This window comes from Paraburkholderia dipogonis, assembly GCF_046027395.1.
Taxonomy (GTDB): domain Bacteria; phylum Pseudomonadota; class Gammaproteobacteria; order Burkholderiales; family Burkholderiaceae; genus Paraburkholderia; species Paraburkholderia dipogonis_A.
This window is the reverse complement of record NZ_JAQQEG010000025.1, coordinates 41,561-66,313: the sequence shown is the minus strand read 5'-3', so window position 1 is coordinate 66,313 and position 24,753 is coordinate 41,561. Positions and strand designations below refer to the sequence as shown.

The 24,753-nt window shown below is 63.0% G+C and carries 24 protein-coding genes; 13 read left to right on the top strand and 11 right to left on the bottom strand.

Features of this window, described 5'->3' with window-relative positions; all coding sequences use genetic code 11:
• The first annotated feature begins 15 nt into the window (after window positions 1–15).
• The 8 genes from PQR32_RS25105 to PQR32_RS25070 all read left to right on the top strand — a co-directional run bounded on the left by PQR32_RS25105 (window position 16) and on the right by PQR32_RS25070 (window position 8,378).
• The gene (locus PQR32_RS25105) at window positions 16–945 is read left to right on the top strand and encodes a cytochrome C assembly family protein (RefSeq protein ID WP_408233077.1); all 930 of its coding nucleotides are present in this window, start codon (window positions 16–18) and stop codon (window positions 943–945) included.
• Window positions 946–955: 10 nt separating this feature from the next.
• Entirely contained in the window at window positions 956–1,294 is a 339-nt protein-coding gene (locus PQR32_RS25100; RefSeq protein ID WP_408233074.1) for a PP0621 family protein, read from the top strand.
• Complete coding sequence (ampD, locus tag PQR32_RS25095) at window positions 1,291–1,887, top strand: 1,6-anhydro-N-acetylmuramyl-L-alanine amidase AmpD (RefSeq protein WP_408233072.1); 597 nt, start codon at window positions 1,291–1,293, stop codon at window positions 1,885–1,887. The genes PQR32_RS25100 and ampD overlap by 4 nt, the downstream gene beginning before the upstream one ends.
• Window positions 1,888–2,427: 540 nt before the next feature.
• Window positions 2,428–5,424 (top strand): ribonucleoside-diphosphate reductase subunit alpha, encoded by a 2,997-nt coding sequence (locus PQR32_RS25090; protein WP_408233069.1) that lies wholly within the window; start codon window positions 2,428–2,430, stop codon window positions 5,422–5,424.
• 94 nt (window positions 5,425–5,518) lie between these two features.
• Window positions 5,519–5,749 carry a hypothetical protein gene (locus PQR32_RS25085; RefSeq protein ID WP_408233066.1) on the top strand — a complete coding sequence of 77 codons (231 nt, stop codon included), beginning with the start codon at window positions 5,519–5,521 and terminating at the stop codon, window positions 5,747–5,749.
• A 347-nt stretch (window positions 5,750–6,096) separates the two neighbouring features.
• Window positions 6,097–7,317: a ribonucleotide-diphosphate reductase subunit beta gene (locus tag PQR32_RS25080; protein ID WP_408233063.1), complete on the top strand. Its 1,221-nt coding sequence runs from the start codon at window positions 6,097–6,099 to the stop codon at window positions 7,315–7,317.
• An 86-nt stretch (window positions 7,318–7,403) separates the two neighbouring features.
• A complete protein-coding gene (locus PQR32_RS25075; RefSeq protein ID WP_408233060.1) occupies window positions 7,404–7,730 on the top strand; it encodes a hypothetical protein in 327 nt (108 codons plus the stop codon).
• A 30-nt stretch (window positions 7,731–7,760) separates the two neighbouring features.
• A complete protein-coding gene (locus PQR32_RS25070; protein ID WP_011489883.1) occupies window positions 7,761–8,378 on the top strand; it encodes a histone H1-like DNA-binding protein in 618 nt (205 codons plus the stop codon).
• A 236-nt stretch (window positions 8,379–8,614) separates the two neighbouring features.
• On the opposite strand, the gene PQR32_RS25065 is transcribed toward PQR32_RS25070, so the two are convergent.
• From PQR32_RS25065 to PQR32_RS25020, 10 genes are all read right to left on the bottom strand, one after another.
• Window positions 8,615–9,091, bottom strand: a complete 477-nt coding sequence (locus tag PQR32_RS25065) for an outer membrane lipoprotein (RefSeq protein ID WP_408233057.1) — start codon at window positions 9,089–9,091, stop codon at window positions 8,615–8,617.
• 26 nt (window positions 9,092–9,117) lie between these two features.
• On the bottom strand, window positions 9,118–10,056 hold the full coding sequence (locus tag PQR32_RS25060; RefSeq protein ID WP_408233054.1) for a carbohydrate kinase family protein: 939 nt from the start codon (window positions 10,054–10,056) through the stop codon (window positions 9,118–9,120).
• A 94-nt stretch (window positions 10,057–10,150) separates the two neighbouring features.
• A complete protein-coding gene (gene tpx / locus PQR32_RS25055) occupies window positions 10,151–10,651 on the bottom strand; it encodes a thiol peroxidase (RefSeq protein WP_134457779.1) in 501 nt (166 codons plus the stop codon).
• A gap of 73 nt (window positions 10,652–10,724) precedes the next feature.
• Window positions 10,725–12,038 carry a zinc-ribbon and DUF3426 domain-containing protein gene (locus PQR32_RS25050; protein ID WP_408233051.1) on the bottom strand — a complete coding sequence of 438 codons (1,314 nt, stop codon included), beginning with the start codon at window positions 12,036–12,038 and terminating at the stop codon, window positions 10,725–10,727.
• Window positions 12,039–12,086: 48 nt separating this feature from the next.
• The gene (gene prmA, locus PQR32_RS25045) at window positions 12,087–12,989 is read right to left on the bottom strand and encodes a 50S ribosomal protein L11 methyltransferase (protein ID WP_408233048.1); all 903 of its coding nucleotides are present in this window, start codon (window positions 12,987–12,989) and stop codon (window positions 12,087–12,089) included.
• 3 nt (window positions 12,990–12,992) lie between these two features.
• Window positions 12,993–14,360, bottom strand: a complete 1,368-nt coding sequence (accC, locus tag PQR32_RS25040; protein ID WP_179734457.1) for an acetyl-CoA carboxylase biotin carboxylase subunit — start codon at window positions 14,358–14,360, stop codon at window positions 12,993–12,995.
• 117 nt (window positions 14,361–14,477) lie between these two features.
• Complete coding sequence (accB, locus tag PQR32_RS25035) at window positions 14,478–14,945, bottom strand: acetyl-CoA carboxylase biotin carboxyl carrier protein (protein WP_408233045.1); 468 nt, start codon at window positions 14,943–14,945, stop codon at window positions 14,478–14,480.
• Between the two features lie 68 nt (window positions 14,946–15,013).
• Window positions 15,014–15,469 carry a type II 3-dehydroquinate dehydratase gene (gene aroQ / locus PQR32_RS25030; protein ID WP_408233042.1) on the bottom strand — a complete coding sequence of 152 codons (456 nt, stop codon included), beginning with the start codon at window positions 15,467–15,469 and terminating at the stop codon, window positions 15,014–15,016.
• 194 nt (window positions 15,470–15,663) lie between these two features.
• Window positions 15,664–16,215: a TlpA family protein disulfide reductase gene (locus tag PQR32_RS25025; protein WP_408233039.1), complete on the bottom strand. Its 552-nt coding sequence runs from the start codon at window positions 16,213–16,215 to the stop codon at window positions 15,664–15,666.
• A gap of 10 nt (window positions 16,216–16,225) precedes the next feature.
• Complete coding sequence (locus PQR32_RS25020) at window positions 16,226–16,879, bottom strand: UDP-N-acetylmuramate--alanine ligase (RefSeq protein WP_408233036.1); 654 nt, start codon at window positions 16,877–16,879, stop codon at window positions 16,226–16,228.
• Between the two features lie 271 nt (window positions 16,880–17,150).
• On the opposite strand from PQR32_RS25020, the gene mpl reads away from it, so the two are divergent.
• The 5 genes from mpl to mtgA all read left to right on the top strand — a co-directional run bounded on the left by mpl (window position 17,151) and on the right by mtgA (window position 23,081).
• A complete protein-coding gene (mpl, locus tag PQR32_RS25015) occupies window positions 17,151–18,545 on the top strand; it encodes a UDP-N-acetylmuramate:L-alanyl-gamma-D-glutamyl-meso-diaminopimelate ligase (RefSeq protein WP_408233034.1) in 1,395 nt (464 codons plus the stop codon).
• Window positions 18,542–19,144, top strand: coding sequence for a YqiA/YcfP family alpha/beta fold hydrolase (locus tag PQR32_RS25010; RefSeq protein ID WP_408233031.1), 603 nt, complete (start codon window positions 18,542–18,544; stop codon window positions 19,142–19,144). Before mpl ends, PQR32_RS25010 begins: the two co-directional genes overlap by 4 nt.
• Window positions 19,145–19,330: 186 nt before the next feature.
• A complete protein-coding gene (locus tag PQR32_RS25005; RefSeq protein ID WP_408233028.1) occupies window positions 19,331–21,448 on the top strand; it encodes a ribonuclease catalytic domain-containing protein in 2,118 nt (705 codons plus the stop codon).
• A complete protein-coding gene (aroE, locus tag PQR32_RS25000) occupies window positions 21,445–22,308 on the top strand; it encodes a shikimate dehydrogenase (protein ID WP_408233025.1) in 864 nt (287 codons plus the stop codon). The genes PQR32_RS25005 and aroE overlap by 4 nt, the downstream gene beginning before the upstream one ends.
• A gap of 50 nt (window positions 22,309–22,358) precedes the next feature.
• A complete protein-coding gene (gene mtgA / locus PQR32_RS24995; protein ID WP_408233022.1) occupies window positions 22,359–23,081 on the top strand; it encodes a monofunctional biosynthetic peptidoglycan transglycosylase in 723 nt (240 codons plus the stop codon).
• Between the two features lie 526 nt (window positions 23,082–23,607).
• On the opposite strand, the gene PQR32_RS24990 is transcribed toward mtgA, so the two are convergent.
• On the bottom strand, window positions 23,608–24,060 hold the full coding sequence (locus tag PQR32_RS24990) for a hypothetical protein (RefSeq protein ID WP_408233019.1): 453 nt from the start codon (window positions 24,058–24,060) through the stop codon (window positions 23,608–23,610).
• Window positions 24,061–24,753: the final 693 nt, after the last annotated feature.

Below are 24,753 nucleotides of genomic sequence, written 5' to 3'. Positions count from 1 at the left end.
GTGTAAACTTCGAATATGGATATTGTACTGTATGCCCTCACTGCGCTCCTCTACGGTGGTTTAGCCGTGGCCGGCTGGCGCTCGCACCGGCACGCCGCCATGCGTCCCATGCTCGAAAGCGTGCCGCCGGTGCCCGCCGCGGCTGCGCCCGTGTCGGCACCATCGGCCGCTTCGGGCATGAGCAGCTCGGGGCGCGCGCTGCTGTTCGTGGCGCTGCTCGCCCACGGCGTGCTGCTGCATACCACCATCTTCCCGCAGAACGCGATGGTGTTCGGTTTCGCGTTCGCGCTGTCGGCCATGTTCTGGCTGGGCGCCGGCATCTACTGGATCGAGAGCTTTTTCTTTCCGCTCGACGGCCTGCGTCTGCTGGTCCTGCCGCTCGCCTGCGTCGCCTCGTTGTTGCCGCTGGCGTTCAACGGCGTGCGCGTGCTGCCGTACTCGGCCGCGCCGATGTTCAAGCTGCACTTCCTGATCGCCAACATCGCCTATGGTCTGTTCGCGATCGCGGCGCTGCACGCCATTCTGATGCTGCTGGTCGAGCGGCGTCTGCATGCCATGCGCGGCGGCATGGCGCAGCGGCACGGGGCCGCGGCGGGCAACGGCTGGCTGTCGAGCTGGCTCGATACGCTGCCGCCGCTGCTGACGTTGGAGAAGCTGCTGTTCCGTTTGATCGGCGCGGGTTTCGTCTTGCTGACGTTAACACTGGTGTCGGGCATTCTGTTCAGCGAGCAACTGGTCGATCGCGCATTGCGGCTCGATCACAAAACCGTGTTCGCGATTCTTTCCTGGGTGATGTTCGGCGCGCTGCTGACCGCGCGCAAGGTTTCCGGCTGGCGCGGCCGTGCGGCATTGCGCTGGGTGCTGGCGTCGTTCGTCGCGCTGTTGCTGGCGTACGTCGGCAGCCGTTTTGTTTTCGAGGTGCTGTTGCACCGAGCTGTAGTGTGAGCGTGTCCCCATGCGACAAATATTTCTGCTGATCCTGTTGTTCATCCTTGGCCAGTGGCTGGTGAAGGCGCTGCGTCGTCATGACGTGCAGGCGTCCCAACGCAGCGGCACCGGCGCCGCGGGCGCCAAAGGCGCGAATGGCGCGAATGGCGCGAATGGTGCGAATGGTCCGAACGGCGGCGCGCGCGCTTCCGCGCCGGCGCAACTCGCCGAGCCGATGATCCGTTGCGTCGAATGCGGCGTGCACGCGCCGAAGAGCGATTCCGTGGTGGTGGCCGGGCAGCCGTTCTGCAGCGCCGCGCACGCGCAGCGTCACGGCGCGCGACCCACGGGCCGCGACGCTCGATGAGCGTCGAGTTCACCGTCGACACCGACGGTTGGGTCGCCGCCGCAAGCAAACTGCCATCGCCGAATTTCGAAGCGCGGCCCGAAGGGGCCGTGCCGACGCTGATCGTCGTTCACAACATCAGCCTGCCGCCCAACGAATTCGGCGGCACCGCGATCGCCGACCTGTTCCTCAACGCGCTCGATTGCGACGCCCACCCGTACTACGACTCGCATCTGCGCGGCGTGCGGGTGTCGGCGCATTTCGTGATTCATCGCGACGGCGCGCTCGAGCAGTTCGTGTCGTGCAACGAACGCGCGTGGCACGCCGGGCCGTCGAATTTTTTCGGCCGCGAACGCTGCAATGATTTCTCGATCGGCATCGAGTTGGAGGGCAGCGACATTACGCCTTTCGAAGCGGCTCAATACCGCACGCTCGGTGCCCTCGTGAGCGCGCTCAAGGCTCGCTATCCGGTCGAGGCGCTCGCCGGTCACTCGGACATCGCCCCCGGTCGCAAGACCGATCCAGGGCCCCATTTCGAGTGGTCGCGTCTGCAGCGCGACACGTCGCTTGACGCTCAGTATTTCCCCTATCTCAAGTTTTCCAAAGCGCCGTAACGACCCTTCGCGCGACTTCGCGTGATGCGAGGAGAGCAAGGCGCCGCCTTGTTCTCCGGGGAGTCGGCTTCGCGCCGCGCTAAGCAAAAGTCAAGACTTCGAAAGCAAATAAAACGATTTGACCTGTCTCGAATCTCCACTATACTTGGTGCCACAAATTCGGTTCTGCACTACATCTTGTGTTCCGCTGTGCATAACCGTGTGAATAACTGAGTGCATAACCGAGTGTATAAGTCCGCGGCGCCCCGCTCTCGAGCACGGCGCCGCAAGCATTCCAGGCAGCGAAAAAAATTCCTGTGGCGCGGCCGGCGAGACCACCGGCAGCATCCAGAAACATTCAGGAAAGGGGCTTAGCCAGTGATCGCGACCTACACGATGAAGACCGTTACCAATTCGAATCAGGCTTCATCGCAGTCGCATCCCGCCACGCGGCTTAGCCGGCCTTTTTCCTGCACCCCATCGCTTGCGCACGCGGCGGCGCAGCGTTCGTTTTAATCCGCGGATCTTCCCGCAACATTTCCAGGACCAGGAGCTTTGCACATGCAAACCACCGACAACGTGACGACCCGGTATGAGGGCTCACCGACTGGCCAGGCCTTCGGCCAGGCACAAGGCGCACAAGCGCTCGCGCCGCAAGCGACCTTCGCCGACTACAAGGTGATCCGTCGTAATGGCAGCGTCGTGTCGTTCGAACCGTCGAAAATCGCCATCGCCGTGACGAAGGCATTTCTGGCCGTGAACGGTGGTCAAGGCGCCGCCTCGGCGCGTGTGCGCGAACTGGTCGAGCAACTCACGCAGAACGTGGTGCGCGCACTCGTGCGCAGCCGCCCGAACGGCGGCACGTTCCATATCGAAGACATTCAGGATCAGGTCGAGCTCGCGCTGATGCGCGGCGGCGAGCACAACGTCGCGCGTGCTTACGTGCTGTATCGCGAGAAGCGCACGCAGGCCCGCGGTCATGACGACCAGATCGTGGCGAACACGCCGGGTCTGAACGTGACCGACAACGGCGTCACACGTCCGCTGGACATGGCTGCGCTGCGCGGCATCATCGAACTGGCTTGCTCGAACCTGGGCGACGCGGTGAGCGCCGATCCGATCATCGCCGAGACGGTCAAGAATCTGTACGACGGCGTGCCGATGAGCCAGGTCTACGACTCGGCGATTCTGGCTGCCCGCACGATGATCGAAAAGGACCCGGCTTATAGCCAGGTCACCGCGCGCATCCTGCTGCACACCATCCGCCGCGAGATCCTCGAAGAGGAAGTCACGCAAACGGAAATGGGCGAGCGCTACGCCGAGTACTTCCCGCAGTTCATCAAGCGCGGCGTGCAAGCCGAGCTGCTCGACGACAAGCTGCTGCAGTTCGACCTGAAGCGCCTCGGCGCCGCGCTCGACAACAACCGCGATCTGCAATTCGGCTACCTCGGTCTGCAAACGCTGTACGACCGCTACTTCCTGCATCACGACGGCGTGCGCATCGAAATGCCGCAGGCATTCTTTATGCGTGTCGCGATGGGTCTGTCGCTCAACGAGATCGACCGTGAAGCGCGCGCGATCGAGTTTTACAACGTGCTGTCGAGCTTCGACTTCATGTCGTCCACGCCCACTTTGTTCAACTCGGGCACGCGCCGTTCGCAACTGTCGTCGTGCTACCTGACGACAGTCGACGACGACCTCGACGGCATCTACGAAGCGCTGAAGGAAAACGCGCTGCTGTCGAAGTTCGCCGGCGGCCTGGGCAACGACTGGACGCGCGTGCGGGCGCTTGGTTCGCACATCAAGGGCACCAATGGCAAGTCGCAAGGCGTCGTGCCGTTCCTGAAGGTCGTCAACGACACGGCGGTCGCCGTGAACCAGGGTGGCAAGCGCAAGGGCGCGGTCTGCGCGTACCTGGAAACGTGGCACCTGGACATCGAGGAATTCCTCGAGCTGCGTAAGAACACCGGCGACGACCGCCGCCGTACCCACGACATGAACACGGCGAACTGGATTCCCGACCTGTTCATGAAGCGCGTGATGGAAGGCGGCGACTGGACGCTGTTCTCGCCGTCCACCTGCCCGGACCTGCACGACAAGTTCGGCGCCGAGTTCGAAACGGCTTACACGGCTTACGAAGACAAGGTCGCGCGCGGCGAGATCAAGCTGTTCAAGAAGATCCCGGCGGCGCAACTGTGGCGCAAGATGCTGGGCATGCTGTTCGAAACCGGCCACCCGTGGATCACGTTCAAGGATCCGTGCAATGTGCGCTCGCCGCAACAGCACGTCGGCGTCGTCCACTCGTCGAACCTGTGCACGGAAATCACGCTGAACACCAGCGACGCCGAAATCGCCGTCTGCAACCTGGGCTCCGTGAACCTCGTCGCTCACCTGAAGGAACAGGCCGACGGCACGCTCGTGCTCGACCACGACAAGCTGAAGCGCACCGTCAGCGTGGCGATGCGCATGCTCGACAACGTGATCGACATCAACTACTACGCAGTCGCCAAGGCGCGTAACTCGAACCTGAAGCACCGTCCGGTCGGCATGGGCATCATGGGCTTCCAGGACTGCCTGCACCTGCTGCGCACGCCGTATGCGTCGGAAGAAGCGGTCAAGTTCGCCGATACGTCGATGGAAGCGGTTTGCTACTACGCCTACTACGCGTCGACGGAACTGGCGCAGGAGCGCGGCCGTTACTCGAGCTACCGCGGCTCGCTGTGGGATCGCGGCATCCTCCCGCAAGACTCGGTGAAGCTGCTGGCCGACGCGCGTGGCGGTTACGTGGAAGTCGATTCGAGCGAGTCGATGGACTGGACCGAACTGCGTTCGCGCATCGCCACCTACGGCATGCGCAACTCGAACTGCGTCGCGATCGCGCCGACGGCGACGATCTCGAACATCATCGGCGTGTCGGCTTGTATCGAACCGACCTTCCAGAACCTGTATGTGAAGTCGAATCTGTCGGGCGAATTCACGGTGGTCAACGACTACCTGGTGCGCGACCTGAAGGAACGCGGCCTGTGGGACGAAGTGATGGTCGCCGACCTGAAGTATTTCGACGGCACGCTCTCGCGCATCGACCGGATCCCGGCCGACCTGCGCGCGATCTACGCCACCGCGTTCGAAGTCGATCCGAAGTGGCTGGTCGAAGCGGCATCGCGTCGTCAGAAGTGGATCGACCAGGCGCAGTCGCTGAACATTTACATGGGCGGCGCGTCGGGTAAGAAGCTCGACGAGATCTACAAGCTCGCCTGGGTGCGCGGTCTGAAGACCACGTACTACCTCCGCACGATGGCGGCGACGCACGTCGAGAAGTCGACGGTGGCGCACGGCGCGCTGAACGCGGTGAGCTCGGGCGGCGGCGAAGGTTCGGGCGGTGCTGCCGGCGGCGCTGCAGGTGGCTTCGGCGCGAGCGGCGGCGCGGCTTCAGGTGGCATTCAGGCAGCAGCGGCAGCGCCGGCAATCGCGGTTGAAGCAGCGCCGGAAGCGGATGGTCCGGTGTGCATGATGCGTCCGGGCGACCCTGGCTTCGACGAGTGCGAAGCTTGCCAATAAGCAGTCGGCAAGAAGCAGGATCGCTGCTTGCTGACGAGTCGTAGGTAATGACCCGCATGCAGCGAGCAGCGAAGCTGAAGCAAGTGAAGTAGAAGTGAAGTCGATGAACGGCGCGGCGAGTGAAATACGAAGCGCGCCGCTCATCGCAACGCAGCGAAGCAGGGCAGGTCACGGAAGTCTTGAAGCGGTCATCGTGACCCGGTCAATCAGCAGTCAGCAGTCGGCAGCACCAGACGAAGCGCGCGACACAGTGCGCGCAGCAAACGCTTCGATCGATGGGTCGATCAACGCAGCCGGCCCGATGCATCGCTCGACATTGCATTGAACTTCACCTCGCTAGCGCTGACGAACAGCCATATGCGAGGCAAGCGCGGACCACCGCGACGAGCAACGCGAGGCAACAGTCAGCAGTCGCAAGACGCTACAAGCACGCTCCGCAATACAGATAGATAGAGCAGCGAAACGTCGCATCGACACGTTGCTCTTCGAGCTCGCGAAGCACCTCGACGACACACGTTCAACACGCTTCACATGAGGTGATGCACACACTCTGTTGAACAAAGTGTTGTATGAACGTAGCAACGCGAATCGAAAACAGGATTTTTCATCAGCGAACTCTTTTATCGCTCGTGAAAAGATGGTACAAACCGTTCTAAATTGATGGTGACATTTATGCTCAACTGGGATGACGAGATCACTGCCGTAACTCCCTCGAGCGCTACGCAACAGAATGTGTTGCGCAACGCTGCGGGATCGGCTGTCGGTTCGCAAGTCGGAACGCGTTCCGCTCCTCACGCTCCCTCGGCTCAAGAAGTGTTCGCGAACGACATCGCTGTCGCTCCCGCCGCTTCCGCTTCTCACGCTGCTTCCACCGAAGCGCGGGTCAACGTCGCCGACAAGCGCATCATCAACGGCCAGACCGACGTCAATCAGTTGGTGCCGTTCAAATACAAGTGGGCTTGGGAAAAGTATCTGGCTGGTTGTGCCAACCACTGGATGCCACAAGAAGTGAACATGTCGCGCGACATCGCCCTCTGGAAAGACCCGAACGGTCTGACCGAAGATGAGCGCCGCATCGTCAAGCGCAACCTGGGCTTCTTCGTGACGGCCGATTCCCTCGCCGCCAACAATATCGTGCTGGGCACCTACCGCCACATCACGGCGCCCGAATGCCGCCAGTTCCTGCTGCGCCAGGCGTTCGAAGAGGCGATCCACACGCACGCCTACCAGTACATCGTCGAGTCCCTGGGCCTCGACGAAGGCGAAATCTTCAACGCGTATCACGAGGTCTCCTCGATCCGCGCGAAAGACGAATTCCTGATTCCGTACATCCACGTGCTGACCGATCCGGCCTTCAAGACCGGCACGCTCGAGGCAGACCAGACGCTGCTGCGCTCGCTGATCGTGTTCGCCTGTGTGATGGAGGGGCTGTTCTTCTACGTCGGCTTTACCCAAATTCTGGCGCTGGGTCGCCAGAACAAGATGACCGGCGCGGCGGAACAGTACCAGTACATCCTGCGCGACGAGTCGATGCACTGCAACTTCGGCATCGACCTGATCAACCAGATCAAACTCGAAAACCCGCAACTCTGGACGGCTGAGTTCCGCGCGGAAATCCGCGAGATCTTCCAGCAAGCGGTCGAACTTGAATATCGTTACGCAGAAGACACGATGCCGCGCGGGGTGCTCGGCCTCAACGCGTCGATGTTCAAGAGCTATCTGCGCTTCATCTGCAACCGCCGTTGCCAGCAGATCGGTCTCGATCCGCTGTACCCGAACGAGGAAAACCCGTTCCCGTGGATGAGCGAGATGATCGACCTGAAGAAGGAACGCAACTTCTTCGAGACGCGAGTGATCGAATATCAGACTGGCGGCGCGCTGACCTGGGAGTGATCCGGGTTCGTGCTGCAGATGCATTCATCGATGGGGATGCCGTCGGCTTGGGCCGCGGCAATTTTGGCTAGGAGCAGAACCGCCTGATGCAAAGCATGTCCGGTGCGCCGCGTGCCTTCGCGGTCCACAACTATGACAGGCACTTTGCGAACCCTTCAGTGGGATGGGCAAACTTCCCCCCGGAAAAAGCCGCTGGCGTCATTGTCGGCGGCTCGATCAAGCAATTGCCGGCGTTGAGCTTTCACGCCGAACAGATCTGGCGCGCGGTGCCTTTTGGCACGGCGCGCCTTACCGCATTCATTAGCGTAAGCGCGCAGCACCTGCGTACGCCGATGAATAGCCCGCTTCGTAGCGCGCGCCCTGAGAAGCGTCCGCGGGAAGCGGGTTTTGACGAAGGGTGTAGTTTGAACTGACTCTCATCTGAAAACCTGAAGGAGAAAATGATGGCAACTGCAAAAAAAGCCGCCGCTAAGAAACCCGCAGCCAAGAAGGTCGCAGCAAAGAAGGCTGCTCCCGCAAAGAAGGCTGCTCCGGCAAAGAAAGTCGCTGCCAAGAAAGTGGCAGTGAAGAAGGTTGCAGCGAAGAAGGCAGCACCGGCTAAGAAGGTTGCAGCGAAGAAAGCTGCTCCGGCCAAGAAGGTTGCAGCCAAGAAAGTCGCAGTGAAGAAGGTTGCGGCGAAGAAGGCAGCACCGGCTAAGAAAGCCGCTGTGAAGAAGGTTGCAGCAAAGAAGGCAGCACCGGCCAAGAAGGCAGCAGCGAAGAAGGCTGCGCCTGCTAAGAAGGCTGCTGCCAAGAAGGCTGCGCCTGCGAAAAAGGCTGCTGCTAAAAAGGCTGCGCCCGCGAAAAAGGCTGCCGCTAAAAAGGCTGCGCCTGCCAAGAAGGCTGCCGCGAAGAAGGCCGCTGCTCCTGCCAAGAAGGCTGCCCCTGCGAAGAAGGCTGTCGCCAAGAAGGCGGCCCCTGCACCCGCTGCGACTTCTGTCTCGAGCGCACCGGCGGCGACGGTGAAGACCGCGCTGAACCCGGCAGCGGCATGGCCGTTCCCGACGGGCAGCCGTCCGTAAGTTGGACGCTGAGCGGTAGAAGCACTTCGACACGTCGCATGATGTGTCCGATGATCGAGTAGCGCTTGAGTAGCGTGGCGAGCGCTACTCGGTCAGGGTCCCGTTGCCGGTTTCCGGCGACGGGATTTTTTTCGCCCGGCGAGAAACTTGCAGGCGAAAAAAACGCATGCACAGGGGAGGGCATGCGTGTGAGGTCGTCGCGGCGGCAGAAAGCCTCGCCGCGCGAGAGGGGAAACTTAGTGCGTGACGCGCGTGACGCCGCCGCTGGAGAGCAGCCGCACGCGCTCGCCGGCGCGGAAGATTTCGCCGGTGGCGCTTTGCGTGATGGCGCGCATGTCGCCGTTATCGAGCCGCACGGTGATCTCGAGGCCGTCATGCACGGCGACGCCATTTTCAACCGCATTGCCCGCCACCGCGCCCGCCAGACCGCCGATGATGCCCGTGATGATCGAGCCGGTGCCGCCGCCGATCGTGCTGCCGGCCACCGCGCCCAAGGCGCCGCCGCCGATCGCGCCGATGCCGCTCGGCTGGCCATTGTTCGAACTGATCTTCACGGCGCGCACGCTGTCGACCGTGCCCAGGCGAACCGTTTCTTCACGCTGTGCCTGCGACGCCGTGTACACGTCCGCAGAGCTGCTGTTGTACGCACACCCCGACATGGCCAGCGAACCGGCAATCAAGGCGGCCACGACCAGGCGACTCGTTGTTCTCATTCCCTAAACTCCAATAGCTCTCGGTATTACGGCAGGTCGTATCCGAACGCCTGCTTGAACCGCTCGTTGATCTCGGCCCGGCTGGGCGCATAGTTTTGCGGACCCTGGTGTTCGATCTTCAGCGCGCCCATCAGGCTCGCCAGACGCCCGGTGGTGGCCCAGCCGAGCTTGTTCTCGATGCCGTACAGCAAGCCGCCGCGGAACGCGTCGCCGCACCCTGTGGGATCGAGCACTTGTTGTGCCTTGACCGCCGGAATCTCTTCGATGCCGCCAGCATGATGGATCTGCGCGCCTTGCTCGCCGAGCGTGACGATCAAGGCCTCGACCTTGCCGGCGATCTCTTCGATCGACCAACCCGTTTTGTTGCTCACCAGTTTGGCTTCGTAATCATTGACCGCTACGTAAGTGGCGAGTTCAATCGTGCGCCGCAGCGACTCACCGTCGAAGAGCGGCAGGCCTTGGCCCGGATCGAAGATGAACGGCACGCCCGCGGCCGCCAGATGCTCGGCGTGCTGGATCATGCCGTCGTAACCGTCCGGCCCGACGATGCCGAGCGTGATGCCCTTGGCCTGGTCGGCGCGATTCAGATGCGACTGCATCATCGCGCCCGGATGGAACGCGGTGATCTGATTGTTTTCCAGATCCGTGGTGATCATTGCCTGCGCCGTATAGGCGTCCGGCACGACCAGCACGCTCTCCGTCGACAGGCCCAGTTGCCTGAACCGGTCCATGTAGAGCTGCGCGTCGACCGAGCCGAGCGTGCCCATGATGCGCGCGTCGCCGCCCAGCAGATGCAGCGAGTAGGCGATGTTGCCCGCGCAGCCGCCGAACTCGCGGCGCATGGTCGGCACGAGAAAGCTGACGTTCAGGATGTGGACCTGCTCCGGCAGGATGTGCTCCCGGAACCGGCCTTCGAAGGTCATGATGTTGTCGTAGGCGAGCGAGCCGCAAATCAGCGTAGCCAAGGCGAGCGTTCCTGTAAAAACGATAAAGAGAATGGGCGCGACGATGTGACAGCGCCGCGCATGAAGCGCGGCGCCGGGTTCGTGCGCGAAGGTGTTACTTCAGCGCGGCGAGGGCTGCGTCGTAGTTCGGTTCGTTCTTGATTTCGCCGACCAGCTCAGCGTGAACGACCTTGTCGTTCTCGTCGACCACCACCACGGCGCGTGCCGTCAGGCCGGTCAGCGGGCCGCTCGTCACGTCGACGCCGTAGGCTTGCGCGAACTCGTGGCCGCGGAACGTGGACGCCGTGACGACGTTCTCGATGCCCTCGGTCGTGCAGAAGCGCGATGCGGCGAACGGCAGGTCGCCCGACACGACGATCACGGCCGTGTTGGTCAGCTTGGCGGCGGCTTCGTTGAACTTGCGGGTCGAGGTGGCGCAGGTCGGCGTGTCGAGGCTCGGGACAATGTTCAGCACTTTGCGCTTGCCGGCGAAATCGGCGAGCGACACCGGCTTCAGATCCTTGCCGACCAGCGAGAAAGCGGGAGCGGCCTGGCCCACCGACGGGAACGTGCCGGCTACTTCGATCGGGTTGCCACCCAGCGTGACTTGACTCATGTTGTCGTGCTCCGAAAATTCGTCAGGATTGACGGTGAACGCGCCCGGTCAGCGCCAGGCGCGCGAGGATGCGTTACGGATAAAAAATCTGTACGCGGAAATTGGAAGCGACCGCATTGCCCGTGTCGAGATGCACGATCATGGTCTGGGTCGTATGCGCCGGCAGGCCGGTCGCGATCGGCGTGCCGGGCGGGACGTAGTCTTGCGGCCACAGCACGCGGCGTACCGCGACGTTGTTCTGGTCGTCGAGCAGCGTGAGTTCGATGGCCGGATAGGCGAGCGCAATATTGAAGCGGTTGCGCAGCGGCATCTTCAGTTCGAGCTTGTGCGGGCCGTCGATCTGCCGCAGATCGGACGGCTCGACCTGCAAGCCGTCGATGTCGTGCGGCGGCGTGACCTGGCAGCCGAGCGTCAGGCAGGCCTTTGCGTAGAGCGTCTGCGAGCGCGGGAAATACACCATCACCGTTTCGCGTTGCCACCAGGCGAGTTGCGCGAGCAGCGCGATGATCAATAGCGCCGCCACCACCGAGCCGGCGATGATCCAGCCCATGCGCCGCGGTTCGGCCGGGCGGGTTTCGCGCATCACGGGGAAGGGATCGGTGCCGTCGTTGACCGGTTGCACGGAGAAGGGCTCGCCGCTGGCGGAGACCGGGCCAGTCGTGGCCGCCGGGCCGGCAGCAGCAAAGCCGGCCGCGCCTGCGCCCGCCGCCGCGCCTACGCCGGCCGCGCCTACGCCGGTCGTACCTAAGCCGGCCGCGCCTAAGCCGGCCGCGCCGAAACGCGGCTCATTGTCAGGAATGCCATACAAGGTAGCCGGTTCGTCCAGAACCGGCTCTTCGAGCGGCTCGTCGTCCATCGGTGCGTCGGAAACGCGCTCGGTTTTGTGCCAGACGCGTGGCGCTTCCTCCTCGGGCGGATCGAGGTGATAAGCGAACGGGTCGAGCGGCGCGTCCGCGAGCAGTGGTTCGTCGTCGGGTGGAAGCGGTGGGGTGGATGCGCCGGGTGGCAGTTCGGGTTCCGTAGCGTGGCGCGGCGTGACCGCGACGCCTGCGCCGGTGGCGACCGGCGCAAGCGGCACATTGCTGGCGTTGTGGCGCAGACGGTTGTCGATGGCAGCGTCGGGTGCCGCCGCCCACGGATCCCATGCTTCGGCGCTGAAGTCGGGGCCCTTGGGGCGCACGCCCGAAAGCGCTTCGATCGCCGCGGCAGCGGCAACCGGTTTGGCGGTCGAGAAGTCACCGCCTTCGCTGATGTCGAACAGGCTGCTCGACGCGTCGAAAACTTCTTGGCAATGCCCGCAGCGCACCAGGCCGCGGCGCAGCGCAAGTTGTTCCGTTTGCAGGCGGAAGACGGTTTCGCAGAAGGGGCAACGCGTTGCCAGGAGCATATTGAGCCGATAAGCCGGAAGGCCGTTAGTTGGACAATACGCCTTATTCTAATGGCTTTCGCGACGCGTTCCCGACAGACATACCCAACCTTCGTGTTCGCGCCATACGCTGATGTCGATCCACCGCGAGTAGACCTGGGCGACCTCGTCCGCTTGCCGCGCCAGAATGCCGGACAGCGCGATCTTGCCACCCGGCTTGACCTTCGAGGAGAGCATCGAGGCCATCAGTTTGAGCGGGTTGGAGAGGATATTGGCGACCACGATATCGAACTCGCCGGTGGGGCATGCGTCGGGCAAACCGTACGTGACTTCCGCACGATTGCGCTCGCTGTTGTGACGCGCCGACTCGACCGCTTGCGGATCGATGTCGATGCCGTACACCGGATTCGCGCCGCACTTTTTCGCGAGGATCGCGAGAATGCCGGAGCCGCAGCCGTAGTCCAGAACCGATTGTTCGGGCTCGACCGATTGCTCAAGCCACTCCATGCAGAGCCGCGTGGTGGGATGGCTGCCGGTGCCGAAGGCGAGCCCCGGATCCAGTTCCAGCACCAGTGCTTCGGGGTCCGGCGCATCGTGCCACGACGGCACGACCCAGATGCGTTCGCCGATCTTGATCGGATCGAATTGCGACTGCGTGAGCCGCACCCAATCCTGATCCTCGACTTCACGCACGGTGAACGACGGCGCCGCCTCCAACCCGATTTCATTGGCCGCGGCGGTGAGCAACACCGCCGGCTCATGCTCCGGCGCAAGCAGCGCGATCACGCGCGAACGCTGCCACGCCGTGCGATCCGGCGTGAGACCGGGCTCGCCGAACAGCGGCTGCTCGTCGGGCGTGTCGGCGTCCGCATCTTCCACGGACACGGACAACGCGCCCAACTCGAGCAGCGCGTCGGAGAATTCCTCCGCGTGCTCGCGTGCCAGTTCGGCGATCAGTTCCCGGTAGCTCATGAGTTACGCTTCTTCCGGCGCGGCCTGCTGCTTCGCGGCCAACCGGTTTTCGAGGTAGTGAATGCTGGTGCCGCCTTCCACGAATTTCGCGTCCAGCATCAGCTCGCGGTGCAGCGGGATGTTGGTCTGAATACCTTCCACCACCATCTCCGACAACGCGATGCGCATGCGCTTGATCGCCTGTTCGCGCGTGGCGCCGTAAGCGATCAGCTTGCCGATCATCGAATCATAGTTGGGCGGCACGAAATAGCCATTGTAGGCATGCGAGTCGACGCGGATGCCGGGGCCGCCCGGCATGTGCCACGACGTCAAACGTCCCGGCGACGGAATGAACTTGAACGGATCTTCCGCATTGATCCGGCATTCGATCGCGTGACCTTTGAACACGATGTCGCGCTGACGGAACGCGAGCTTCTCGCCGGCCGCAATGCGGATCTGTTCCTGCACGATGTCGACGCCCGTGATCAGTTCCGTCACCGGATGCTCGACCTGCACGCGCGTGTTCATTTCGATGAAGTAGAACTCGCCGTTTTCGTACAGGAACTCGAACGTGCCCGCGCCCAGATAGCCCATCTTCTTGCAGGCGTCCGCGCAACGATCGCCGATGCGGTCGATCAGACGGCGCGCGATACCCGGCGCCGGCGCTTCTTCGATTACTTTCTGGTGACGGCGCTGCATCGAGCAATCACGCTCGCCCAGCCAGACCGCGTTCTTGAACGAGTCAGCCAGGATCTGAATTTCGATGTGCCGCGGATTCTCCAGGAATTTCTCCATGTAGACCTGCGGGTTGCCGAACGCACGGCCGGCTTCTTCGCGCGTCATGTTGACCGCGTTGACCAGCGCCGCTTCCGTGTGGACCACGCGCATGCCGCGGCCACCGCCGCCGCCGGCGGCCTTGATGATGACCGGATAGCCGACCTGGCGGGCAATCTTCACGATCTCTTTCGGATCTTCCGGCAACGCGCCTTCCGAACCCGGCACGCAAGGCACGCCGGTCTTGATCATGGTTTGCTTGGCCGTGACCTTGTCGCCCATCATCCGGATCGTTTCCGGGCGCGGGCCGATGAAGGTAAAGCCGGACTGTTCGACACGTTCAGCGAAGTCGGCGTTTTCCGAGAGGAAGCCGTAGCCGGGGTGAATCGCTTCGGCGTCGGTCACTTCCGCCGCGCTGATCAGCGCGGGCATGTTCAGATAGCTCAGATTGGAAGGCGCCGGGCCGATACAGACCGCCTCGTCGGCGAGCTTCACGTACTTGGCTTCCTTGTCGGCTTCGGAATAGACGACGACCGTCTTGACACCGAGTTCGCGGCAGGCGCGCTGGATACGAAGCGCGATCTCGCCACGATTGGCAATGAGGATTTTTTCAAACATAGCGGGTTTTCGACTCATCAATGGGCGCCGGGTTGATCACAACGTCGGCTGCCTCAGAGGATCGGTCGCGCGCCTAGGAAAAACGGCGCGCGGGCGGCATGCGCAAAGCGTGCCGCGTCAGCCGACCACGAACAGCGGTTGGCCGTACTCGACCGCCTGACCGTTTTCGACGAGGATTTCCTTCACCACGCCGGACTTGTCCGACTCGATTTCGTTGAGCAGCTTCATCGCTTCGATGATGCAGATCGTCTGACCTTCCTTGACCGTGTCGCCCACCTGGACGAACGGATCGGCGCCCGGGGACGGCGCGCGGTAGAAGGTGCCGACCATCGGCGAGGTCACCACGTGGCCTTGCGGCGCGACGGCAGCCGGCGTAGCCGGTGCGGTCGCAGCGGCCGGCGCTTCGCCACCGATTGCCGGTGCCGGCTGCGCGTACTGCGGCGCGTACGAGGCGGACGGTTGCACGTAAACCGGCGGCGCATTCTTGACGATGCGGACCTTGCCTTCGCCCTCGGTCACTTCGAGTTCGGAAATACCGGACTCCGAGACGAGGTCGATCAGAGTTTTCAGTTTACGTAGATCCATCAGGCAGCCCCTTTAATGCGTAAAGTGCCGGCGCGTACGCAGCCGGCGCAAATTAGACGTGTTTGGATTCAGCCGCGCGACGAGCCGGCGGACAGCCGGTCGAGCGCGAATTCGAGCGCGTACAGATATCCCTTCCAGCCGAGGCCGCAAATCACGCCCTCAGCCTGGTCGGAGAAATACGAGTGATGCCGGAACGGTTCGCGACGATGCACGTTCGACAGATGAATCTCGACGAACGGGATGCCGACCCCCGCCAGTGCGTCCCGAATGGCCACGCTGGTGTGCGTGTACGCGGCGGGATTGATCAGTATGAAATCGGTTTTTTCAGTCCGCGCGGATTGGATGCGGTCCACCAGAGCGCCTTCGTGATTGCTCTGGAACGACGCGAGCTCGGCACCTGCGTCCGCTGCGCGGTCCGCCAGCGCCTGATCGATCTGCGGCAAGGTCACGCGACCGTAGACCTCAGGTTCCCGGGTGCCGAGAAGGTTGAGGTTGGGTCCGTGCAGTACCAGCAGTCGCGTCATGGTCGCTTCTTTTTCCGTGGAATTGGGCGCACTTTAGCGCTGATTAGAGAAACTTGTCTAGTTTCGCGCGCGTACGGGTCGAGGGCGGCGGCCTTTCGTCGCTGCTCCGGGCGCTCATCTTCTCTCAAATCCGTCCGATTTGCGCCTATTTTCGCGCCTTCCGCGGGTAATCGAGCGTCAAAAGAATGTGAAATTTAAAGCGCATCGAGCGTCTGTTTCAGCGCCTGCGGGTCGATTTGTCCTAATTTTGTCGAGCGAATGTTGCCTTTTGCGTCAATTACGACGGTAAACGGCAGTCCACCCGCAGTATTGCCGAAGGCGCGCGCGAGGTCGGCGCCGCCGAAGCCGGTCACGTACACCGGGTACGCCACTTTCACTTTCTGCAGGAATGCCTGGACGTTCTTCTCCGAATCGACGCCAAGTCCGACGAACTGGATGCCTTTTTTCGCGTAATCGCGCTGAAGCTGCGACAAAGCCGGCATTTCTTCGACGCAAGGCCCGCACCACGAGGCCCAGAAGTTGACGACGATTGGGTGTCCTTTAAGCAAACTTAGCGTCTGCGGCTTGCCGTCCACTGTCGTTACTGGGGCGGTCCAAAGTTGCGCCACCGCGTTTTGGGTGGAGGGCGGTTGCGCGGCGTGCGCGACTTCCTCCGCGCCGCCGTTCAGCCAATGATTGGCCAGCACCCCGCCGCCCGCAGCGACAGCGGCGACAAGCACGCCCGCCAGAATCCGTCTCGTATTCATCTTGGTCAGTCTAGTTGGTTGAAGGAGCGACGTCGCTGCCGTCGAGCAGCGTCTGAACGGCCTGCAGATTCGCGCGCGCCGTGCGCCCGCGCGCGTCGGCGCGTACAGCGCCGCGCAGATCGTCCGTTTCGTAGAGCGCCACGTGCACGCCGGCCGGTTCCGCCTCGCGCCCTTCGTTCGTGGGGCGCCACAGGAAGCTCAGCGTCTCGACATAGCCGCGGCCGGCGAAATGCCGCGTTTCCGAGACGTCGTACTGAATGTTCGCGTTCAGAAAGTAGATTGCGACTTCTTTCGGGTTGTCGCAGAAGACCTGAAGGTGAATGTCCGAGTGTTCGCCGGCGGTGCCGCCGAGCACCGCGCCTGTCAGATACGGATTGAACGGCGCGAGCCGCTCCATCCATTCCACCGCGATACGGCGCAGCCGCCGCAGCAGCACGGGCTGGCTGTCGCCCTGGAACAGCGACTGATATTCGCGGATTTCTTCTTCGATCTGGTCGTTATCCGGCAGCCATTCGCCGGCAACACGGCTCTCGCCGACCACTTGCCGGGCGGCTTTGCGCTTCGCCGTGGCGTAATCCAGACCGTCTTCGGCGATCATGCGGGCAGCCGCGATGGCGATTTCCTCGCGCACGCGCTGCGGATCGAAATGAGATTTGCGGACCATCCCTCGATCATACTAGAGATTGATGACGGCCTTTCCTGGCGGGTCGCGCCGGGAGGGCCGGCGGGGGGCGAGCGCGCATAGGGTGATCGAAAGGCGTCGGTTACAATAGCGACCTTTGCAGACGGTCGTTTCGGCCGCTCTTCTGCGCTCCCATCCCTCTCAGGAAAACGCCGGGCCGCGCCCAGTTTTCTTGCCCCCTCAGGGGGCCTGGCGCCAAGCGGCAGGTTAGGGGGCCCTTCCAGGAAAAACGCCCGCGCGGCACGACAGGCTTATGCACATCCACATCCTCGGTATCTGCGGCACGTTCATGGGCGGTCTCGCGGTCCTCGCGCGCGGCGCGGGCCACACCGTGACGGGTTGCGACGCCGGCGTCTATCCGCCCATGAGCACCCAGCTGGAGGCGCAAGGCATTGGCCTGATTGAAGGCTACGACGCGGACCAGCTGAACGGCCTGAACGCGGACCTGTTCGTGATCGGCAACGTGGTTTCGCGCGGCAACCCGCTGATGGAAGCCATTCTCGACCGCGGCCTGCCGTACACCTCCGGCCCGCAATGGCTCGGCGAGCATGTGCTGAACGGCAAATGGGTGCTGGCGGTGGCCGGCACGCACGGCAAGACGACCACCAGCTCAATGCTGACCTGGCTGCTCGAAGACGCCGGCCTCAATCCGGGCTTTCTGATCGGCGGCGTGCCGCTGAATTTCGGCGTGTCGGCGCGGCTGACTGATTCCAGCTTCTTCGTGATCGAAGCCGACGAGTACGACACGGCCTTCTTCGACAAGCGCTCGAAGTTCGTTCACTACCGGCCCAAGACCGCGGTTCTGAACAACCTTGAGTTCGATCACGCCGACATTTTCCCGGATCTGGCCGCGATCGAAACGCAGTTCCATCATCTGATCCGCACCGTGCCGGGTATTGGCCGCGTGGTGACGAACGGCCGCGAAGACGCGCTCGAGCGCGTGCTGACGCGCGGCTGCTGGAGCGAAGTGGAGCGTTTCGGTGTGCAGGGCGGCTGGCAAACCTTGCCGGCGGAAGACGGCGTGCCGGTCGACGAGCGTTTCGCCGTCTATCACAACAGTGAGCGCGTCGGTGTGGTCGAGTGGCAGGTGCAAGGCGAGCACAACCGCATGAACGCGCTCGCCGCGATCGCCGCCGCGCGCCATGTCGGCGTGCCACCGGCGCAGGCCGCCCGGTCGCTGGCGAGCTTTCGCAACGTCAAGCGGCGCATGGAAGTGCGCGGCAGCGTCGACGGTGTGACCGTTTACGACGACTTCGCGCATCATCCGACCGCCATCGACACGACCGTGGCCGGCCTGCGCGCCCGTGTGGGTCGCGACAACACGCGAATTCTCGCCGTGCTGGAACCGCGCTCGAACACCATGAAGCTCGGCGTGATGAAAGCGCAACTGCCGGCCAGTCTCGCCGACGCCGACCTCGTGTTCGGCTACGGCGCGCCGACCGGCCGCGATGCGCTCGGCTGGAATCTCGGCGAGGCGCTCGCGCCGCTCGGCGGCAAAGCGCAGGCTTTCGACAATCTCGACGCGCTGGTCAAAGCAGTCGTCCACGCAGCGCGCCCCGGCGATCAGATTCTGGTGATGAGCAACGGCGGCTTCGGCGGCGTGCATCAGAAACTGCTCGACGCTCTTTCCGCGCGAGGCGCTTCGTGATCCTTTATCTGCACGGTTTCCGCTCGTCACCCAATTCGTTCAAGGCACGCGTGCTGGCGACGCGGCTCGTCGAGCTCGGTCGCAGCGACGAATGGTGCTGCCCGATGTTGCCGGTCTCGCCGTTCGAGACGGTGGCGCTCGCCGAATCGCTGGTGGCCGCCGCCCAGTCGGAAAACGTCACGCTGATCGGCAGTTCGCTTGGCGGCTATTTCGCCACCTATCTGGCGGAAAAGCACGGCTGGCCGGCGGTGCTGCTTAACCCGGCAGTCGTGCCGCAGCGCGATCTGAGCGCCTATCTCGGTGAGCAGCCGTTGTGGCACGGCGGCGGCAGCATCGTTGTCGAGCCGCATCATCTGGATGAGTTGCGCGCGCTCGGCGTCGCCGCGATCACGCGGCCTGAACGCTATTATTTGATGGCCGCCACCGGCGACGAAGTGCTCGACTACCGCGAAATGCTCGCGCACTATCCCGGCGCACGCACTACGCTGATCGAAGGGAGTGACCACGCGATCAGCGAGTTCGCGCAATACGTCGACGACGTGCTGGCCTTTTGCGACGCGGAAGACGTCGAGCCGCCGGCGCCGCGCGAAGCCGCGTAAAGTCGCGTAAAGCCGGGCGTTCCAGCAGCGGGGCGATTGCCGCGCATCATGATTCATGCCGCCGGCGCGCGCGTATCGCGCCGCGGATCCACTACCACGAACACGTTGCCGTGCCGCGCACGCAGTGACCGATCGCAAAGCAGGATCGGGCGCGCCGGCAGATGCAAGTCAGAACGAGAGTATTGAGTGAACGTTTTCTTCGAGGAATCGGGCAGTTTCAAGGCAGGCAGCGTGCTGTCGCGCCAGGGCGATGCTTTTCAGGTCGAGTTGCCGGGCGGCCGGCGCGCCAAGGTGCGCGCGAAAGATGTGCTGATCGAATTCGAAAAGCCGAGTGCGGCCGAACTGATGCAGCAGGCCGACGCCGCCGCGCAGGAGATCGACCTGGACTTCCTGTGGGAGTGCGCGCCTGACGACGAATTCCCGTTCGCCGCGCTCGGAGCCGAGTACTTCGGTGAGCGCTTCGGGTCGATCGAGCGCGCCGCGCTGGTGCTGCGCATGCATGGCTCGCCGGTGTACTTCCGCCGCAAGGGCCGCGGCATGTATCAGCGCGCGCCGCAGGAACAACTGAAGATGGCGCTCGCTGGCCTCGAGCGCAAGCGTCAGCAGGCGCTGGTGCAGGCCGGCTATGAAGACGAGCTGAAAGCCGGCCGCCTGCCGGAAGCCTTCACCGGCAGCAAGGCGTTGGCGCTGTTGACCAAACCGGACAAGAACACGATCGAATACAAGGCGCTCGAAGGCGCCGCGGCGGCGCGTGGTATTTCGCAGGCGCGTCTGATGCTCGAAAACGGCGCCATTCCATCGGCGCGCGCGTTGCATGAGGCGAAATTCCTCTCCGAGTTTTTCCCGCACGGCACCGGCTTTCCGCCGGTCACTGCCGGCACCTTGCCGGAAGATCTGCCTGAAGCGGACGTGCAGGCGTTCTCGATCGACGACATCACCACCACTGAAATCGACGATGCCTTCTCCGTCGAGCATCTGGCCGACGGCCGCGTGCGGATCGGCGTGCATATCGCCGCACCGGCGCTCGGCATTCAGCGTGGCGACGAGGTCGATGCGATCGCGCGCGCGCGTCTGTCGACCGTGTATATGCCCGGCGACAAGATCACCATGCTGCCCGACAGCGTCGTCGAAGCGTTCACGCTCGCCGAAGGCGGCTTGCGTCCGGCGCTCTCGCTGTATGTGATCGTCAATCGCGAGACGCAGGAGATCGTCGCGAGCGAAACGCGCGCCGAGCGCGTGTTTGTGAAGAACAACCTGCGCCACAACACGCTCGACGAACTCGTCACCGAAGAGGCGCTCGCCGCCGGCACCGGCGACTATCCGCACAAGGACGACATCGCCGTGCTGTGGCCGTTCGCGCAGGCGCTGTTCGAAAAGCGCCAGGCCGCGCGCGCCGGTTACGGTCTGCGTCGCGAAGTGCAGCGCAATACCGACTTCAACTTCTACGTGGAAGGCGAGCACATCACGATCACGCCGCGTCGGCGTGGGTCGCCGCTCGATACGATCGTCGCCGAACTGGCGATTCTCGCGAACTCGTCGTGGGGCGCGTTCCTCCACGACCACGGCGTGCCGGGCATTTATCGCACGCAGCGCGCATTCGGCGCGCCGACCGGCCCCAAGCGCACGCGCATGCAGACCAACGCCGCGCCGCACGAAGGGCTCGGTGTCACGCAGTACGCGTGGAGCACGTCGCCGCTGCGTCGCTATGTCGACCTGGTGAACCAGTGGCAGTTGATCGCCTGCGTGCAGCACGGCGTGACCGCGAAACTGGCCGCGCCGTTCAAGCCGAAAGACGCCGATCTGTTCGCCGTCGTGCAAGGTTTCGACGATACCTACACCGCGTATGCCGATCATCAGCGCCGCATGGAGTATTTCTGGTGCCTGCGCTGGCTGAAGCAGGAGAACAGGAAACAGGTGGTGGCGTCGGTGGTGAAGGGCGATCTGGTGCGTCTGGAAGAGATTCCGTTGCTGCTGCATGTGCCGGGCCTCGGCGTGCACGCGCGCGGCACGCGTTTGCAGATGGAAGTGATGTCGATCGATGAATTGACCGTCGAAGCGTCCGTGCGTCTCCTGCACGTGCTCGACGCGCCGACCGTGACGAGCGGCAGCGAGGCTGAAGAGGCGGACGAGGGCGAAGAGGAGATCATCGACGCCCCGGACGAGAGCGCCGAAGGCGAAGCCGAGGCGCAGGCCGAAGCCGAACTCGACGGCAACGATGCGGCCGCTGCGAAGGACGACGCCGAAAGCAGCGATGGCGCGGACGGTGCCGCCACCCATCAGCACATTGCGGAGCCGGGACGATGAGCACCCAGGATTCACGCGACCGCTATGCGGTGATCGGCAACCCGGTCGGCCACAGCAAGTCGCCGTTCATTCATGGACGTTTTGCGGCGCAGACCGGTGAGCCTGTCGAGTATGGCCACCTGCTCGCGCCGGTGGATGCCTTCGTACCGCACGTGCGGGCGTTTATCGAAGCAGGCGGGCGCGGGCTGAATGTGACCGTGCCGTTCAAGCTCGACGCGCATGCGTTCGCCGATACGCTCTCGCCGCGTGCGGCGGCGGCGGGCGCGGTGAACACGTTGCGCATCGATGCGAATGGTATCTACGGCGACAACACCGATGGCTTCGGTCTCGTGCGCGATATCGAAGTGAATCTCGGCGTGTCTCTGAAGGGCGCGCGCATTCTGTTGCTGGGCGCCGGTGGTGCCGCGCGCGGCGTGGTTTTGCCGATGCTTGATCGCGCGCCGCATACGCTGACCATCGTCAATCGCACGGCGGAGAAGGCTGACGCGCTGGTCGACCAGTTCGCGCAAGCCGCGCGCGACGCAGCGTGTCGTCTGAGTGGCGGCAGCGCGCGGGCGATCGAAGCTGGCACGTATGACCTGATCGTCAACGCGACAGCGGGCAGTCTGGATGCTTCGTTGCCCGAGTGCGACGACCACGCGTTCGGTAGCGGCACGCTCGCCTACGACATGATGTACGGCGCGCATCCGACCGTCTTCATGGAGCACGCGAGGAAGCTGGGCGCGCGTGGCGCGGACGGCCTCGGCATGCTGGTCGAGCAGGCGGCCGAATCGTTTTACGTGTGGCGCGGTGTGCGGCCTGACGGTGCGCCGGTGCTGGCTGAATTGCGCGCGTTGCTGACGGCGCCGTCCCACACCTAACGCTGGCGCCTTACGTTAAGGCACTTTCCCGCACGAGGATTGGAAGCACGATGACAGCAACGCGGCGCGTGAGCCGGCCAGGTCCGGTGCGGTGGATGTTCTATCTGGGCGCCGTGGTGGCGATTGCGTGGCTGGCGACGCAGGCGTTTTACTTCGCGCAGATCGCGGTTTGGAATTACGTCAATCCGCGGACTACCTCGTTTATGCGTTCGGATGCGTGGCGGTTATCGCAGGATCGGCCGGATCTTTCAGTGCAGCATACGTGGGTGCCGTATGACCAGATTTCGCGGAATCTGAAGCGGGCGATCATTGCTTCTGAGGATGCGAATTTTGTTAATAACAATGGGTATGAGACCGACGCTATTTTGCAGGCCTGGGAGCGGAATAAGGCTAAGGGCAAGATTGTTCGCGGTGGGTCGACCATTACTCAGCAGTTGGCCCGGAATCTGTTTTTGTCGCGGGAGAAAAGCTATATCCGGAAGGGGCAGGAACTCATCATTACGTGGATGCTTGAGACGTTGATGGATAAGGAGCGGATCTTTGAGATTTATCTCAACTCCGTTGAGTGGGGGAATGGGGTTTATGGGGCTGAGGCGGCGGCTCACTATTATTACAAGACGTCGGCGAGTAAGTTGACTGCTGCGCAGTCGGCTCGCTTAGCCGTTATGCTGCCGCAGCCTAAGTACTTTGATGAGCATCGAGGGTCGCAGTATTTGGCGCAGCGGTCGCGGGTTATTGCGAGGCGGATGGGGGCGGCTGAGTTGCCCGATTGATCAAGGTTTTTGCCTGATCGGCGGGCTGGGGCTTTATGGTGTTGGCCTCTCCTTGAATTCACGGTGGTCTATTGGCGTTGCCCCTGTGCGGGGCGGCACCTACTTTCTTTGCCGCGGCAAAGAAAGTAGGCAAAGAAAGTAGGCAAAGAAAGCTGCTTCACACCGCTAGCTTATAAGCGGGTCCCTCGCGCTGTCGCGGTAGTGGTGCATCTGGAATTTGTGTTCGCGCACATTCCGCTCTTGTGACACAGCCGTCATACTTCCCGTCTCGCGCTCCGCGCTCGCCGGAACGGTCTGTTTAAAACCAGTGGGTTTGTTGTGCGTCGTGGGGTCGTCGGCTTCGCCTCGGCGAAATGCCGTAACCCTTGTCAGGGTAGCCGTCGCGTTGCCACGAAGCTCAGTCAATTTCCGTCTCAGAGTCGCGAAGCTTCGTCACGCCCGTCGTGGGGCCGCGCAGTTCGGTCAATTTGCTGTCCCGGTTTGGAGACGTTCCGGCGATGTCGCGCCGAAGCGCCACGAAGCTTCGTCAATGTGCCGTCGCGGTTGACCGCGCGATCGTTCTGAAGCGGGTCTGTCTGTTCCCCATCATCCGCGTCGCGCCAATGCGTTCGCGCCTTTCTGATGCCGTCTGCGTGGCCTTCGACAGAAGGTCCGCTGCGTGCCGCGCTGTGATTCGGCTTTGAGGAATTCCCTTCGCGTCCAGCGCGATGACCTGATACAGCTCACGGTCGATTTCGACTTCGCGCCGGTAATCCTCGCCGGTGTCGACGAGCAGTTCCAGCAACTTCCGCTGGCCATGTCTTTCTTCCTGCGTCAATGCCGGACTCCTAACGATTGCAGCCGCAAGTTTGACCAGTTTGTCCAGTTGAGTTAATTGCCGCTCAACTAGTCCGAAAGCGGACAGGGCGAGTTTTTCGTATTGGAGTGCGTCAACAGGTGGGCGCGACGTAGTGCGTGAATGCTTGGAGGATTTACTCATGGTGCGATCTCCCTGAAACTTGACTGGATCGCCCGACACGCGCTTGCAAGGTGGTGAGCGGGCACAGTGACAGGTCGACAGACCGGCGTAGAACCAAAACCGGCAGACCCGAAGGTCTCCATGCCAAGGCCCGCCCATGGACAGAAGGCGTGCTAAAGCTAACGCGCGTCTGCGATACAGACGCGCGGGTTCTACTCTACGGACCAGGCTGTCGAACCTGAGCCATCGCGATCGCGACGGCAAACCGAGTTTAGACAGATCACGCCGAGAGTGATCACCTGTACAAGCTAAAAGGTGCGTGCCACCTTCATTTCCGAAATTTCCCTGGCATTACTTCCGATTCGCAGTGGTCGCGCTAAGCAAATTCCGCGGGAAATGTGGCGTTACTCGTTGAGAAATAATCGTGAGGTATAGCGACACGCACCCGTGCCCAGATCGTTCAGCAGAACGCGAACCCTAACGCTGCGATCGGGGCCTTGAGCGCCGCGTCGGCCACACCTTGCCAGACCTGTCGGCATTCCATCTCCGGCGGCAACTTTTCAGACACGGGCACTTCGGCGCCACGCCGAGGCGAAGCCGACGGCTCCCGCCGCGCACGAACAAACCCACTGGATTAAGCAGACCCTTCCGGCGAGCGCGCAGCGCGAGGCGGGAAGAATGACGGCCTTGTCACTCGCGCGAAATGTGCGAGGG

Excerpts from the sequence above, each read along its gene's own strand:
- prmA (WP_408233048.1), bottom strand. The coding sequence starts at position 12,989 with ATGAGCTACCGGGAACTGATCGCCGAACTGGCACGCGAGCACGCGGAG.
- PQR32_RS25100 (WP_408233074.1), top strand. The coding sequence starts at position 956 with ATGCGACAAATATTTCTGCTGATCCTGTTGTTCATCCTTGGCCAGTGG.
- PQR32_RS25075 (WP_408233060.1), top strand. The coding sequence starts at position 7,404 with ATGCAAAGCATGTCCGGTGCGCCGCGTGCCTTCGCGGTCCACAACTAT.
- mtgA (WP_408233022.1), top strand. The coding sequence starts at position 22,359 with ATGACAGCAACGCGGCGCGTGAGCCGGCCAGGTCCGGTGCGGTGGATG.
- PQR32_RS25050 (WP_408233051.1), bottom strand. The coding sequence starts at position 12,038 with ATGCTCCTGGCAACGCGTTGCCCCTTCTGCGAAACCGTCTTCCGCCTG.
- PQR32_RS25025 (WP_408233039.1), bottom strand. The coding sequence starts at position 16,215 with ATGAATACGAGACGGATTCTGGCGGGCGTGCTTGTCGCCGCTGTCGCT.
- mpl (WP_408233034.1), top strand. The coding sequence starts at position 17,151 with ATGCACATCCACATCCTCGGTATCTGCGGCACGTTCATGGGCGGTCTC.
- tpx (WP_134457779.1), bottom strand. The coding sequence starts at position 10,651 with ATGAGTCAAGTCACGCTGGGTGGCAACCCGATCGAAGTAGCCGGCACG.
- PQR32_RS25080 (WP_408233063.1), top strand. The coding sequence starts at position 6,097 with ATGCTCAACTGGGATGACGAGATCACTGCCGTAACTCCCTCGAGCGCT.
- PQR32_RS25070 (WP_011489883.1), top strand. The coding sequence starts at position 7,761 with ATGGCAACTGCAAAAAAAGCCGCCGCTAAGAAACCCGCAGCCAAGAAG.
- PQR32_RS25105 (WP_408233077.1), top strand. The coding sequence starts at position 16 with ATGGATATTGTACTGTATGCCCTCACTGCGCTCCTCTACGGTGGTTTA.
- PQR32_RS25065 (WP_408233057.1), bottom strand. The coding sequence starts at position 9,091 with ATGAGAACAACGAGTCGCCTGGTCGTGGCCGCCTTGATTGCCGGTTCG.
- aroQ (WP_408233042.1), bottom strand. The coding sequence starts at position 15,469 with ATGACGCGACTGCTGGTACTGCACGGACCCAACCTCAACCTTCTCGGC.
- accB (WP_408233045.1), bottom strand. The coding sequence starts at position 14,945 with ATGGATCTACGTAAACTGAAAACTCTGATCGACCTCGTCTCGGAGTCC.
- ampD (WP_408233072.1), top strand. The coding sequence starts at position 1,291 with ATGAGCGTCGAGTTCACCGTCGACACCGACGGTTGGGTCGCCGCCGCA.
- PQR32_RS25090 (WP_408233069.1), top strand. The coding sequence starts at position 2,428 with ATGCAAACCACCGACAACGTGACGACCCGGTATGAGGGCTCACCGACT.
- aroE (WP_408233025.1), top strand. The coding sequence starts at position 21,445 with ATGAGCACCCAGGATTCACGCGACCGCTATGCGGTGATCGGCAACCCG.
- accC (WP_179734457.1), bottom strand. The coding sequence starts at position 14,360 with ATGTTTGAAAAAATCCTCATTGCCAATCGTGGCGAGATCGCGCTTCGT.
- PQR32_RS25020 (WP_408233036.1), bottom strand. The coding sequence starts at position 16,879 with ATGGTCCGCAAATCTCATTTCGATCCGCAGCGCGTGCGCGAGGAAATC.
- PQR32_RS24990 (WP_408233019.1), bottom strand. The coding sequence starts at position 24,060 with ATGAGTAAATCCTCCAAGCATTCACGCACTACGTCGCGCCCACCTGTT.